General features: G+C 63.2%; 15 protein-coding genes. 1 reads left to right on the top strand and 14 read right to left on the bottom strand.

Annotated features, from left to right (window positions below; genetic code table 11):
- The 7 genes from QRN20_RS26125 to QRN20_RS26095 are packed head-to-tail and all read right to left on the bottom strand — an operon-like array spanning position 1 to position 4,609.
- Complete coding sequence (locus tag QRN20_RS26125; protein ID WP_122500913.1) at positions 1–1,329, bottom strand: FliI/YscN family ATPase; 1,329 nt, start codon at positions 1,327–1,329, stop codon at positions 1–3.
- Complete coding sequence (locus QRN20_RS26120; protein ID WP_088235135.1) at positions 1,322–1,918, bottom strand: FliH/SctL family protein; 597 nt, start codon at positions 1,916–1,918, stop codon at positions 1,322–1,324. Before QRN20_RS26120 ends, QRN20_RS26125 begins: the two co-directional genes overlap by 8 nt.
- The gene (locus QRN20_RS26115; protein WP_122428534.1) at positions 1,911–2,540 is read right to left on the bottom strand and encodes a type III secretion protein; all 630 of its coding nucleotides are present in this window, start codon (positions 2,538–2,540) and stop codon (positions 1,911–1,913) included. The genes QRN20_RS26120 and QRN20_RS26115 overlap by 8 nt, the downstream gene beginning before the upstream one ends.
- On the bottom strand, positions 2,537–3,316 hold the full coding sequence (gene sctJ / locus QRN20_RS26110) for a type III secretion system inner membrane ring lipoprotein SctJ (protein WP_122500912.1): 780 nt from the start codon (positions 3,314–3,316) through the stop codon (positions 2,537–2,539). Before sctJ ends, QRN20_RS26115 begins: the two co-directional genes overlap by 4 nt.
- A 3-nt stretch (positions 3,317–3,319) precedes the next feature.
- A complete protein-coding gene (locus QRN20_RS26105) occupies positions 3,320–3,751 on the bottom strand; it encodes a hypothetical protein (RefSeq protein WP_122417674.1) in 432 nt (143 codons plus the stop codon).
- Between the two features lie 9 nt (positions 3,752–3,760).
- Positions 3,761–3,979, bottom strand: coding sequence for a hypothetical protein (locus QRN20_RS26100; RefSeq protein WP_004886379.1), 219 nt, complete (start codon positions 3,977–3,979; stop codon positions 3,761–3,763).
- A gap of 18 nt (positions 3,980–3,997) precedes the next feature.
- Positions 3,998–4,609, bottom strand: a complete 612-nt coding sequence (locus QRN20_RS26095; protein ID WP_122500919.1) for a type III secretion protein — start codon at positions 4,607–4,609, stop codon at positions 3,998–4,000.
- Positions 4,610–4,772: 163 nt separating this feature from the next.
- Between QRN20_RS26095 and QRN20_RS26090 the strand changes: the two genes are divergently transcribed.
- Positions 4,773–5,555, top strand: a complete 783-nt coding sequence (locus QRN20_RS26090) for a tetratricopeptide repeat protein (protein WP_029244510.1) — start codon at positions 4,773–4,775, stop codon at positions 5,553–5,555.
- 2 nt (positions 5,556–5,557) lie between these two features.
- Here QRN20_RS26090 and QRN20_RS26085 read toward each other — a convergent pair whose 3' ends face one another.
- The 7 genes from QRN20_RS26085 to QRN20_RS26055 form a co-directional block, all read right to left on the bottom strand.
- Positions 5,558–5,974 carry a hypothetical protein gene (locus tag QRN20_RS26085; RefSeq protein WP_004886375.1) on the bottom strand — a complete coding sequence of 139 codons (417 nt, stop codon included), beginning with the start codon at positions 5,972–5,974 and terminating at the stop codon, positions 5,558–5,560.
- A gap of 12 nt (positions 5,975–5,986) precedes the next feature.
- Positions 5,987–7,303, bottom strand: coding sequence for a type II and III secretion system protein family protein (locus QRN20_RS26080; RefSeq protein ID WP_122500911.1), 1,317 nt, complete (start codon positions 7,301–7,303; stop codon positions 5,987–5,989).
- The gene (gene sctV / locus QRN20_RS26075; RefSeq protein ID WP_122500910.1) at positions 7,300–9,444 is read right to left on the bottom strand and encodes a type III secretion system export apparatus subunit SctV; all 2,145 of its coding nucleotides are present in this window, start codon (positions 9,442–9,444) and stop codon (positions 7,300–7,302) included. The genes QRN20_RS26080 and sctV overlap by 4 nt, the downstream gene beginning before the upstream one ends.
- Positions 9,441–9,779 (bottom strand): type III secretion apparatus assembly chaperone SctY, encoded by a 339-nt coding sequence (gene sctY / locus QRN20_RS26070; RefSeq protein WP_025994035.1) that lies wholly within the window; start codon positions 9,777–9,779, stop codon positions 9,441–9,443. The genes sctV and sctY overlap by 4 nt, the downstream gene beginning before the upstream one ends.
- Positions 9,776–10,135, bottom strand: coding sequence for a hypothetical protein (locus QRN20_RS26065; RefSeq protein WP_122500909.1), 360 nt, complete (start codon positions 10,133–10,135; stop codon positions 9,776–9,778). The genes sctY and QRN20_RS26065 overlap by 4 nt, the downstream gene beginning before the upstream one ends.
- Entirely contained in the window at positions 10,132–11,097 is a 966-nt protein-coding gene (locus QRN20_RS26060) for a SctD/MshK family protein (RefSeq protein ID WP_122500908.1), read from the bottom strand. The genes QRN20_RS26065 and QRN20_RS26060 overlap by 4 nt, the downstream gene beginning before the upstream one ends.
- Positions 11,098–11,219: 122 nt before the next feature.
- A complete protein-coding gene (locus QRN20_RS26055; protein WP_003377029.1) occupies positions 11,220–11,381 on the bottom strand; it encodes a hypothetical protein in 162 nt (53 codons plus the stop codon).
- Positions 11,382–11,565: the final 184 nt, after the last annotated feature.

Here is an 11,565-nt window from a genome sequence, read left to right as displayed (position 1 = left end):
TCATGCCAGTACCTTGCGCATATGCGCCAGGGTCTGTGCGAGGGTGTCGTGTTCAGCGGCAGGCTGGCGCAGGAATGCTTCTATTGCTGCATGACGGGCAATGGCTTCATCCGCCAGCGGGTCACTGCCCGCGGCGTATTCACCAACCTGAATCAGCAGTTCTATCGCCTGACGACGCGCGATCAGTTCACGCATTCGCGAAGCCAACTGCCTGTGCGCCGCCGAAGCCACCTGCTCCATCAGACGGCTGCGGCTGTGCAGCACATCAATGGCTGGAAAGTGATCACGCTGTGCCAGTTCGGCGCTGAGTACGATGTGGCCGTCGAGAATCGAGCGGGTTTCTTCGGCGACCGGGTCCATCGCCGCGTCACCTTCGGTAAGCACGGTGTACAAGGCGGTGATGCTGCCGGTCGGGCCTGGACCGGCGCGTTCCAGCAGCCGTGGCAGCGCCGAGAAAAACGAGGGCGGATAGCCGCGCCGGGTCGGGGGCTCGCCGACCGCCAGGCCGATCTCGCGCTGGGCACGGGCGAAGCGGGTCAGGCTGTCCATCAGCAACAGCACATTGCGTCCCTGATCGCGATGGTATTCAGCCTGAGCGGTCGCCACGTAGGCCGCCCTGACCCGCTCGGCGGCAGGCCGGTCCGAGGTGGCGACAACGGCAACGGTTCGGGCACGCGCCGCCTCGTCCAGTTGCCCCTCGAGCAGTTCGCGCACTTCGCGCCCACGCTCGCCGATCAGGCCGATGACGATCACATCGGCGTCGCTGTTACGGACAATACTGGCCAGCAACGATGATTTGCCCACACCTGGCTCGCCAAAGATGCCCATGCGTTGCCCGCAGGCGACGGTCAGCAGACTGTCGATGGCGCGTACACCCAGCGACAGGGGTTCGACGATACGCTGGCGGCTGAACGGGGCCGGTGGCTCGGCGTGCAGCGGGTAGCGCTGCAGACCGAGGGTGGCGGTCAGCGCCGGGCCGTCGAGAAACTCACCCATCGGGCTGACCACCCGACCGAGCAAGGCATCACCCACCTGCACACCCATCGCCTGTCCGGTGGCGATGATCCGGGTACGGGTCGACAAGCCCTCCATTGAGCCGATGGGCGAGAGGATCGCATCGTCCTCATCAAAGCCGATCACTTCAGCCGACAGTTCCCGACCGTTGCCCGGATCACGCAGCACGCACAGCTCGCCGATGCGCACCCCGGCGACGCTGGCACACAGCAACACACCGCGAATGCTGCGCAAGGTGCCGTGCATCGGCCGCGGCTGGGCACGCTGCAGACGCTGGTTCAAGCCACCGATCAATGCGGCTAGGGCTTCACTCATGGCGCTCACCCTCGGCCAGCGGCAACAGCGCGCGTCGCAGGTTGTCCAGTTGCGCATCCAGCCCGAGTTCCACCGAGCCCGCCGGACTGCCCAGCCGTGCCTGACCGGCTTCAAGCTGGTCATCGCCTTCCACATTCAGCGCCTGCAACGACAACGGGCCTTGCGCAATGTGCTGACGCAGACGTTCGACTTCATTGCGGGGCACATACAGCGTCAGCACCTGATCCTGGCGAAACGCCGACAAGGCCTGAGCCGTGCAGCGCACGAGCCGCTCGCGCCCGTCCAGTTCACCCAACACCTGGCGCGCGATATTCAGCGCCAGTTCGGCGAGCGAAGTCTCAAGACCTGCAAGGTAGCGATCCACCTGGGCGCTGGTCTGCGCCAACAGCGCGGCGGCCTCCTCGGCACCCTGTCGGCGAGCGTGTTCGAAACCTTCTGCACGAGCCTGCTCCAGCCATTGCGCGCTGTCCTCACGCACCCGGCGGGCCTCGTCATGCGCGGCCTCCACAAACGCGTAACCGTCGATCCATCGCGCCGCGTCGGCAGCCCGCACGATGCGTGCGCCAGGGCGGGTCGGCAACTCACTCATGGTTGTTTCCTTGTGCACGCTTGAGCAGGTGAGCGGCCACGACCTGAACCACCCGGACCTGTCGTTGATCCTCGGGTTGATCCGGTTCAGGACATTCCAGACGCAGCTGCAGCCAGGCCCGCAGGTCCGCAGGCTGGGCACCCAGCCAGGTGGCCACGCAGAACGCGCCGTCGCGGTCGATGGCCTGAGCCAGCTCGGCCGGGGTCCGAAGCAGGTCAGCCGCACCCGCCAGATGCCGATGCGCCAGCGCGAAGGCAAAGGTTTCTTCGCCCAGCAATTGGCGGTATTCGCTGACCACCTGACCGCGAATTTCCCGGCTCAGTGTTGCCGCGTGCCAGACCGCGCCACACAGGCGCGGCAGACGTGCAAAATCGTTGTCACTCAGCAGCAGGACCGGCAAGTCCTGCTCGGCAGGCAATGCCAATTGCGCCAACGGCTGCAAACCGAAGTGGTGGCTCAACAGATTTTCAAGACGCGAAGCAAAGCGTGGCGATTCGCGCAGGCTCGCAAGGTCGGCAGGCGCAAGGTCGTGCACCAGGCAGTCACTGACACAACGCTCGCGGACAAAGGCCAACGGCTGTTCAGTCAGCGTTTGCCACCGCCCCGTCAACCCGGCACTCATGGCGCATCACTCAGGACGTAAGCCCCTTCAGCCTTTTGCCGCTTCCAGAGCTGGCGGCCCAGAGTCGCGGCCAGCCCCAGAGCAATCAGCAACAACGTGCCGAACAGCCATCTGGCCCGAGGCACGTCGTCTTCAAGCATCCATAACCCGAGAAAGCTACCGAGTTGCGGACCGGCAGAGGCGTTGGCTGGCAGCACCGCCTTGATCGCAGTCACGGAAACCCCGTCGTAACCCAGTCCGGAAATGCCATTGGCGACCAGGGTCTTGATCTGCGGAATCAACACATTGATGTCGGTTTTCGGATCGAAACGCACCAGCACCGAAGCCGACGACGGCGAGATCACCCGCTTGAGCAGATCGTTGTCGGGCAGCACCACATGCACTCGCGCAGACAGGATCCCGTCGATCTGCGAAACGGTGTGCGACAGTTCCTCGCTCAGCGCATAGACCATCTGTGCACGCTCCTGCACCGGTGAGGACACCAGGCCATTGCCCTTGAACACCTCACCCATGTTGGAAAAACTCTGCCCCGGCAGACCGGCGTCATCCAGCACCGCCATGGCCTGTGCGAAGCGCTTCTCGTCCACCATGACCTTCAACTGGCCGTTGTCCTGAACCTTGCGCGAAGCCGGAATGCCGTCGCGCAGCAGCACGGCGAGCATGGCATTGGCCTCGCGCTCGCCCAGGTTGGTGTAGAGATCGACATCACAGGCCTGCAACAGGCTGGCAAGCGCGGACACGATCAGCAGGCGCAGGACACGACGGCATCTGGGCATGGTTCATTGACCTTTGAGAAGGGTGTTGGCGGAACCGGATATCTGCGTGGCCCCGCGCACCACCATCTGGGTTTCGATGGAGTAGTCGAACATCCGGCCCAGCGACTGCACGATGCGATCAACCTGAGGACCGCCTGTCTTGCTCATATCCTGAGCAGCGCTTGCCTCAGGTGCCTGCGTGTGACCGGTGGACGAAGGCGCACTGCCATGGGTCATCGCGTCGGCGCGTTCGGAGAACTGCCGTGAGCGGTCGATGAAGCCGTCCAGACGCTCCATGAGGTTGCTGCCGATCTGGTGCGGGCTCGCGCCCTGCGGCATCCCCTTGGCACTTTCGGCCATGTGTTCGAAAAGGTTCTGCGAGGCCTGCATGCCCCCGCCTCCTCCCGGCGACGGCAAGGCAGCCGCCGCCGGTGATGCAGCCAGATTGACGGTCATGGTCGATCCTTATTCAGAGTCATCATCGGACTGCGCTTCGTTCAGCATTTCCTGAGCGCGCGGCATGATGATGAATTGCCCGCCGATGGTGACGGCCTGGGTGATCAGCGCATCGTTGAACTCAGCGTCGCTGGACGCCTGTGTGGCATTGTCGACGGCTGCGTTGAAACGCGACTCCTGACTGGAAGGGTTGATATCGGTCGTGCTGTCTACCGGATTCACGGACATGAGTGATGCTCCTTTGGGTTATTGACGGTCATTGGTGACCTGGGTGACGACACCGCCACGGAATACCCGCACACCGCGCTCACGCACCACAGGTGCAGCCTCGGCGACAGGTTGACGATCAAGGTGTTGCTGGATCTGCGCCAGGTATGCAGGCGGACCGGACACGAACAGGCTGTCGTGATCGGGGCTGGCACGACTGGACATCGGCTGGCCCGAGACCTCCAGTTGCGCCAGGTAGTGCTGCAGTTCATCCAGCTTCGGCCCCGGCAGGTCGAACACCCGGGTGCCGACTTCATCCGACTGGGCGATGTGCAGCACATTGCCGTCGAAATACCAGCTCAGCTGATTGGCGTCGCACAGCCGGGACAGAAACTCTCCCGCACTGGCGCCGCGCACGGTGCCCCGCGCCGAGCCGCGCACCTTGTCGGAGAACACCACGATCAGGTCCAGGTTCTGGCCGAATTCGGTCAGGGCACCGCGGATATCCTGATCCACCAACACGTAGGCGTAAGGTTTGGAAAACCAGTCCGGCTCGTGATCGGGCGCGGCATTCAGCACGCCGGAAAACCCGGCCAGCGCCAGCAACATGAGGCTGCGCACCAAGAAGCGTTCAAGCCTGAAGAGCACCATGGCGACCTCCATCCTGCGTCATGTTCGCAGGGAACAAAGCGGGCTGAATCAGGCTCAGAAAACGGTCGCAATTGCGCGCCGAGTCGATAAGATGGCGCTCGCCTGCAACAGCCCTCGGCGGATGATTCGCCTCGCCCGATCCACTTTCACAAGAGCCTTGTCCATGCCCCCTCGTTCCGTGTCCACGCTGTTGCTGCTCGGCTGTCTGACCCTGACGGCCTGTGCCACTCAACCCCGCAGCGATGCCAGCTACGAGCGGTTCATGCAACTGGCGGCGGACCTGGAAAAGCGCGGCGACCCGACCACGGCGGCATCGTTCTACCAGCGCGCCACGCAGCAGCCCGAGGCCGGTGTCGAGTCGTGGCTCAAGCTCGGTGATGCCCTGCTCGCCAGCAACGACACACGGGGTGCCGAGCGGGCTTTTCAACGTGCGCTGGAACTCAAGGCCAACGACCCTGACGCCTTGCTGGGTCTGGGCACGGCGCAGTTGCGTCAAGGCAAGCTGGAGCGCGCCGTCACCGCTTTGACCCAGGCGGCGGACGCGTCGCAACAGCCGACGGCCTGGAACCGGCTGGGCATCGCGCACATCCTGCTGGGTCAGGCCAAACCTGCCCAGACTGCGTTCAACACCAGCCTGCGTCTTGCCCCGAACGATCTGGACACCCGCTGCAACCTGGCGCTGGCCTACGCGCTGGGCGACGACAGTCAGAAGGCGTTGCAGACCATCGAAACGGTAAGCCAGTCGCCATTGGCGCAGCCCAGGCATCAGCGCAACGAATTGCTGGTCATGGTCCTGGCCGGGCGAGAGAAGGACCTCAAGGGCATGAGCTTCGAGGACATTCCGAAGGCCGAGCGCAGTAAGTTGATCACCGAGGCGCGCCGCATCAAGGCGATCAAGGATCCTGCAGCGCAGGCCCAGGCACTGGGGCTTGTCGACGGCCGCTGAGTTCATCGAGCCTCCCGGGTGTCGGTGCTGGCCTGCTGCTCGGCCTGACGGCGACGCAGTTCTTCACGGTCATAACCGTCGATGTACACCTGCGCGGCACGCCCGACCGGCGCCGCCATGGTCGGCCCGGTGTCACGCCCGCGCAGCACGTCCGCACGCTGCTCGACCATCTGCAACAGAATCAGATTGCTGGCGCAGCCAGGCGGCAGCAACGCCTGAAAGTCTTCGCCGACATCGATGTCATCCTGCGCCGCAGGCTGGGCACACGCCTGAGGCACCAGTTCGATACGGCCGTCCGCGCGGGTGATTGCGGTGTAATCCGGCGAATAACTGACCGGGTCAAGGTGCGTCTTGCAGCCGCCCAGCAGGCAGAGAAACAGACACGCAAAGGGAACGGGCAACGCTGGATTGAAGTTCATGGCCTGCTCCTTTCAGTTCATGTAGAAGCCGAATGCGCCACCGGTGCGCGGGCTGGTGGATGCCGTGGCGGCCGCGCGCTGCTTGTCCAGCGGCGTGGCCACCACGCGGTCCTTGACCGGCTCGACGAGGTACGGCGTGATCAGAATCACCAGCTCGGTTTCGTTGCGCTGGAACCGTTTGGAGCGAAACAGATTGCCGAGGATCGGCATGTCGCCGAGCATCGGCACCTTGTCCATGTCCTGACTGCTTTCACGCTGGAACAGCCCGGCAATGGCGAAGGTCTGACCGCTGCCGACTTCCACCCGAGTGTCCGCACGACGTACGCGAAACGACGGCACTTGATAACCGTTGACGTCCAGCGTGGTGGTGCTCATCAGGCTGCTGACCTCCGGGCGCACCTGCAAGGCGATTCGCCCGTTCGGCAGCAGCGTCGGGCTGAACAACAGTGACACGCCGTACGGCTTGTATTCGATCCCGACGACCTCGCGATTGACCGGTACCGGTACCGCCACCTCGCCACCGGCGAGAAAACTGGCGGTCTGTCCGGTCATCGCCGTAATGTTCGGTTCGGCCAGCACTTCGAGCACACCGTTGCTTTGCAGCGCCTCCAGCATGGCGTCGATATTGACGTTGCCCGAGGCCAGTCCCGCGCTGATCACATTCGAGGCGCCGCCTGCCGCGCCGCTCGCCAGGCCGCCACCGGTCAGCAGACCGAAGGAGAAGGTGCCGTTGTTGAACAGCGCGTTCCAGTTCACGCCGTAGCGCAGCAGTTCGGAGCGCGACACTTCAGCGAAACGCACCCGGATGTTGACCTGAGCAGAGCCCGCGTAGGTGGCGCTGTTGACCGTTGACTGAAAGTTCTGCCCTTCGGTGCTCAGCAGCGCATTGAGGTCGGTGGCCTCGCCCACGTCCCGCACCGCACCATCGGCCACCAGACGGTTGCCGGTGGCCTTGATACGCGTCTGGCTCTGCGGATGAAGCGCCTTGAGCGGCCGTGAGACGGCCGAGGTGCCGCTGTTGATCGACAGGCTCAGCGTGGCGGTCTCCTGCCCTTCAGCGTCCAGCGCAATCAGGCTGGTCTCCCCGGCCGCCTTGCCGAACACGTAGATCACGCCGGGCGACACCACCTGCAGATCGGCAATCCCCGGTTCGGCAACCATCACCGAATCCACGGGTGCCGAAAAATGCAGAACCCGGCCTTCGCCGATTCCCAGATCGATCGTGCCTTTGGCACCTTTGCCGATGTTCTCGGCGCTGGCGTGGCTGCTCAGGAGCAATACGCCAAGGCCGAAGAAAAACGTACGCAGTGCAGCTACTGAACAAGTCATGAGGCAGTCGCCAGTGAAGAGACGGACCCGGCACCTGAGGCCGGGCGCGTATTGATATCGGTCAGGCTGAGGGTGCCGACCGCCTGAAGGTTGTATTCGCCCGCCAGCTCTCTGAAGGACAGCACGGCCAGCTGCAGCTCGCCGCGAACGATCATGCGGCGGATGCCCCGACGCAGTTCTGGGTGCACCAGCAGCACGGTGGAATCGTTTTCCGGCAACAGGTCACACAAGCGGCGCAATTGCACGAGCAGGGTGCGGGCGATGTCGTCCGGGACCGAATCACGCCCCTTGTCCAGGCGGCTGATGGCGGCACGCAACTGCTCTTCCAGCGCCGGGGCCAGTACGAACGCGCTGATCACCCGGTTACGGTCGGCGTACTGATGACTGATCTGCCGCGCCAGTCCGGCACGCAGGTGCTCGGTGAGCCGTCCGGCGTCGGATTCGCGGCTCCCCCATTCCACCATCGCTTCCAGCAAACCTCGGCGATTGCGGATGGAAACGCCTTCGGCGACCAGCAGACGCAGTGCTTCGGCCACGCGCTGCAACGGCAGGACGCGCAGCACCTCCTTGATCAGCTCACCGTATTTGCCTTCCAGTTGCTCCAGCATCACGCGGGTTTCCTGGATCCCCAGAAAATCGGCAGCGTAACGGCGCAACGTGCGATCAAGCACCTCACGCAACACCTCGTCGGCAAACAGAAAGCCGATACCGGCCTCCTGCAATTGACTGGCGTGCTCGCGCTCCACCCAGCGACCGGAACGTTCACTGATCGGTGACGGCGCCTCGCGAGGCTCGACAGCGAGCAACTGGGCGTGCACGGGATCTTCCTGCAGCAGCAGCCATTGCCCGTCGAATTCACCTTCGCAGACGGGCACGCCTTCCAGCTCGACCTGAAAACGGTCTGCGGACATCGAGCGATCCAGGTACACCTCCGGCACCGTTACATCGATGCCAAGGTCGGCGCGAATCTCGTGGCACAGCGCTTCGATCCGCTGCCGCAGCGGCTGCAATGGCGCTACCTGAGCCAGACCGTCTCCGACACTCAGCAGCACTCGACTGTCCAGCGGACGTTCGAACGTTTCCAGCACTTCAGGCGCGTCTGGCTCCATGGCCGGTTCATCTTCCGGAAGGTCGATCGCGGGCACGGAAGCGCCGGTTCTGGCGCGACGCCAGAGCACCACCGCACTGCCGCCCAGCACCGCCGCCAGTGTGACGAACACCAGCAACGGGAACCCCGGCAACAGTCCGACACCCAGCAGGATAAGGGCCGTCAGCCCCAGCGCACGGTGACTGGCGCCCAGCTGCCGGACGATTTCCGTTCCCAGGTCGCGCTCCTCGCCATCACTGTTGACCCGCGTGACCACCGTGCCGGCAGCCACCGAAATCAGCAGCGCCGGAATCTGCGCAATCAGGCCGTCGCCGACGGTCAGCAACGAATAGGTGTGAGCAGCTTCGGCAAACGGCATTCCGCGCTCGACCATACCGATCATCATCCCGCCCAGCAGGTTGACGAACAGGATCACCAGCCCCGCGATGGCGTCGCCCTTGACGAACTTCATGGCACCGTCCATGGCCCCGAACATCTGACTTTCGCGCTCCAGACGCGAGCGGCGACGGCGAGCCTCGGCCTGATCGATATCGCCGTTGCGCAAATCGTTGTCGATGCTCATCTGCTTGCCGGGCATGGCGTCCAGGGTGAAACGTGCGGCCACTTCGGCCACCCGCTCGGCACCTTTGGTGATGACCACGAACTGCGCCACAGTGATGATCAGAAACACCACCAGCCCGACCACCACTTGACCTGCGATCACGAAATCACCGAAGGCCTTGACGATATGACCGGCGTTGCCATCCAGCAGAATCAGACGCGTCGTGGTGATCGACAGGGACAGCCGAAACAACGTGCTGAGCAGAATCAGCGGCGGCAGCGCCGAAAACTCCACGGAATGATTGATGTAGAAGGCAACGATCAGGATCAGCAGGCTCAGGGCGATGTTCACGCCGATCAGCGCATCGACCAGATAGGTCGGCAGCGGAATGATCATCATGGCGATGGCCATCAGCATGAACGCGACGATGATCACGTCGGTGCGCTTCGAAGCGATCTGTGCCAGCAGGTTGAGACGATTCATGAACGTCATTGCTCATCCCTCCGCGCGCTCAGGTAGCGTCTGAAGCATTGGCGGGCTTCGTCCTTGCTGCCGGCTTTCCACAAGGCGCGGCTGCGCAACAGCAGCAAGGCAGCGCTCTCGCCCTGATAGCTCACCAGACGATCCAGCGCTGCCAACGCCCGGCTGGTATCGCCACTGTCAGTGAAGGCCAGCACCAGGCTGTGCAGCAGACCGGTGTCGGCCGGGGCCAGCTGGATAGCAATCAACAGCATCACCAGCGCCCTTTGCGGTTGACCGCAGCGACGATAGAGATCGCCAAGCCCCTTGAGCAGCTCGACGCAGTCACGATCCTGACTCGCACTCATGGCTGCACCTGCGCGCGTTGCTGTTCCAATAGCAGACGAATGTCGATCTCCTCACGAATCACGTCTTCGGCCAGCGCCCGGATATCGGGCTCGGCGTCCAGCGTAGGCAAGACTTCGTCCAGCAGATAACGCAGGGTCTGGAGCGAGCGCACGGTGCCGAACAGCTCGGTGCTGGCAGCAGCGGCCTGATCGGTCTGCTCCAGCTCGCCACGCAGCGAACGGCGAACCTTTCTTTCGCGCTGGTCGAGCAATGCTTCGAAACGCGGCGCCTGGCGTGGCGACACCGGAGCGACGCGTTCAACGGCCGGCAGCGGCTCGCCAGGGGATGGAAGTACGGGGCGCAGGTCGACTTTCATAACGTAAACACAAACCTTTCCTGGCCGCGCACCAGACGCACCTGATCATCAGCGATGCCTTCCAGGGTCCAGTTGTCCTGCAGCGCTGCGCCGGGATAGACACGCTTGCCGTGTTCATCGATCACGTAAGGGTCCGGACCGAACCAGACCGCCTGAAAACGTACGCGGGGCTTGGCCACCGAAGCTGCGAGCTGCACTTTGGGGGTCAGTACGATGTGTTGGCCGAACTGGCTGTCGAATGCGCGCTGGATCTGCAGCCAGCTACCTTTCTGTTCCGGGGAATAGGTGCCTTCCACACCGAGCTGTCCGCCAGGCCCTGTGCCGTTGTGACTGACAAGGTGCAACTGTTGAAGCCCAGCGTCTTTCAACGCCTGTTCAAGCCAGCCTTGCGCCTGAGCGAGCGTCGGCGCCGGAGCGGCTGCGGGCAACTGTTTTTGGCGGGTGCCTGCTGCTCGCATGGCATCTTCGCGCGGAGCATGCAGCGCAAACGCGGTCGCGCATATCAGCAACAGCGTCAACGCAGCGAAGAGCGCCCAGACCCGAGGGGAACGAGCGTTCGGAACATCGGAGACGACTGCTTGCAGTCGATCTGCACGCAGACAAAGCCGGGCCTGACCCAGCTCCAGTTCCACTGGCAGTCGGACTCGCTGACCGGTGCCTGCAGCCAGTACGGCACGCAGGCCGCTGGCGTGAATGAACGCGACATCACCGCCGCTGGCTTCGATGGCCACCTGACCGCGATCCGCAGGGTCACGACCAAGAACCAGACGCACATGCTGTGCGGCGATATCGGTATCGCTCAGGATGAGGTCGGCAGGCGCGGCGCTGCCGATGCTGTAGCTCGGCTTATCCAGGGCCAGCGAAACACCCTTGTGCAAACCTTGAAGAATTTCGAGCACACACGTGCTCTGGCCGGGCGCCGCAGTATCGGGCGTCGACTTGAATGAAATCAGGGCTGTCATGATCGAGTCACCACCGTGTGATTTACCGGAAACGGCACGTCAGAGCCGGGTAAAACTGTCGATCGCAAGACTTTTCGTGAAGAGAAGATGCGGGCAGCGGCGAGGCTGCCCGCATGGCAACGTCAGTTCTGCGGACGTTGCTTGGTCGCGTCCAGCTCTGCTTTTTTGGCAGTGGAGATTTCGGTGATCTTGGCCGATTTCTCGATAGCCATATCAAAGGTGGCGGACATTTTTTCGATCGCTGCGTCAGAGTTGCCGGAGCTTACGGGTGGAGTAGAACTCATGTTGTTTCTCCTTGCTTCGAGGGAAGTTGTACCTGCCGACAGGCAAGCCAAAAAAGCGATGACCGGACACTTTTGCGCATTGAACTGCGCGCTTCATAGTTGGCGATTACGCCACTAAACAAGTTTGTTGTCCGACCCCACAAATACTACGCAGCGACTATTGGACTGTGCTGTGAAACGTTGT

The organism is Pseudomonas sp. fls2-241-TYG-175, from assembly GCF_030209155.1.
Taxonomy (GTDB): domain Bacteria; phylum Pseudomonadota; class Gammaproteobacteria; order Pseudomonadales; family Pseudomonadaceae; genus Aquipseudomonas; species Aquipseudomonas viridiflava.
The sequence above is the reverse complement of the archived record's forward strand: the minus strand, read 5'-3'. Positions and strand labels throughout refer to the sequence as shown.

What these genes read in the sequence shown, in the direction of transcription:
- sctY (WP_025994035.1), bottom strand. Translation starts at nt 9,779, where the DNA reads ATGAGTGCGAGTCAGGATCGTGACTGCGTCGAGCTGCTCAAGGGGCTT.
- QRN20_RS26090 (WP_029244510.1), top strand. Translation starts at nt 4,773, where the DNA reads ATGCCCCCTCGTTCCGTGTCCACGCTGTTGCTGCTCGGCTGTCTGACC.
- QRN20_RS26065 (WP_122500909.1), bottom strand. Translation starts at nt 10,135, where the DNA reads ATGAAAGTCGACCTGCGCCCCGTACTTCCATCCCCTGGCGAGCCGCTG.
- QRN20_RS26095 (WP_122500919.1), bottom strand. Translation starts at nt 4,609, where the DNA reads ATGGTGCTCTTCAGGCTTGAACGCTTCTTGGTGCGCAGCCTCATGTTG.
- sctV (WP_122500910.1), bottom strand. Translation starts at nt 9,444, where the DNA reads ATGACGTTCATGAATCGTCTCAACCTGCTGGCACAGATCGCTTCGAAG.
- QRN20_RS26105 (WP_122417674.1), bottom strand. Translation starts at nt 3,751, where the DNA reads ATGACCGTCAATCTGGCTGCATCACCGGCGGCGGCTGCCTTGCCGTCG.
- QRN20_RS26060 (WP_122500908.1), bottom strand. Translation starts at nt 11,097, where the DNA reads ATGACAGCCCTGATTTCATTCAAGTCGACGCCCGATACTGCGGCGCCC.
- QRN20_RS26125 (WP_122500913.1), bottom strand. Translation starts at nt 1,329, where the DNA reads ATGAGTGAAGCCCTAGCCGCATTGATCGGTGGCTTGAACCAGCGTCTG.
- sctJ (WP_122500912.1), bottom strand. Translation starts at nt 3,316, where the DNA reads ATGCCCAGATGCCGTCGTGTCCTGCGCCTGCTGATCGTGTCCGCGCTT.
- QRN20_RS26055 (WP_003377029.1), bottom strand. Translation starts at nt 11,381, where the DNA reads ATGAGTTCTACTCCACCCGTAAGCTCCGGCAACTCTGACGCAGCGATC.
- QRN20_RS26080 (WP_122500911.1), bottom strand. Translation starts at nt 7,303, where the DNA reads ATGACTTGTTCAGTAGCTGCACTGCGTACGTTTTTCTTCGGCCTTGGC.
- QRN20_RS26120 (WP_088235135.1), bottom strand. Translation starts at nt 1,918, where the DNA reads ATGAGTGAGTTGCCGACCCGCCCTGGCGCACGCATCGTGCGGGCTGCC.
- QRN20_RS26115 (WP_122428534.1), bottom strand. Translation starts at nt 2,540, where the DNA reads ATGAGTGCCGGGTTGACGGGGCGGTGGCAAACGCTGACTGAACAGCCG.
- QRN20_RS26100 (WP_004886379.1), bottom strand. Translation starts at nt 3,979, where the DNA reads ATGTCCGTGAATCCGGTAGACAGCACGACCGATATCAACCCTTCCAGT.
- QRN20_RS26085 (WP_004886375.1), bottom strand. Translation starts at nt 5,974, where the DNA reads ATGAACTTCAATCCAGCGTTGCCCGTTCCCTTTGCGTGTCTGTTTCTC.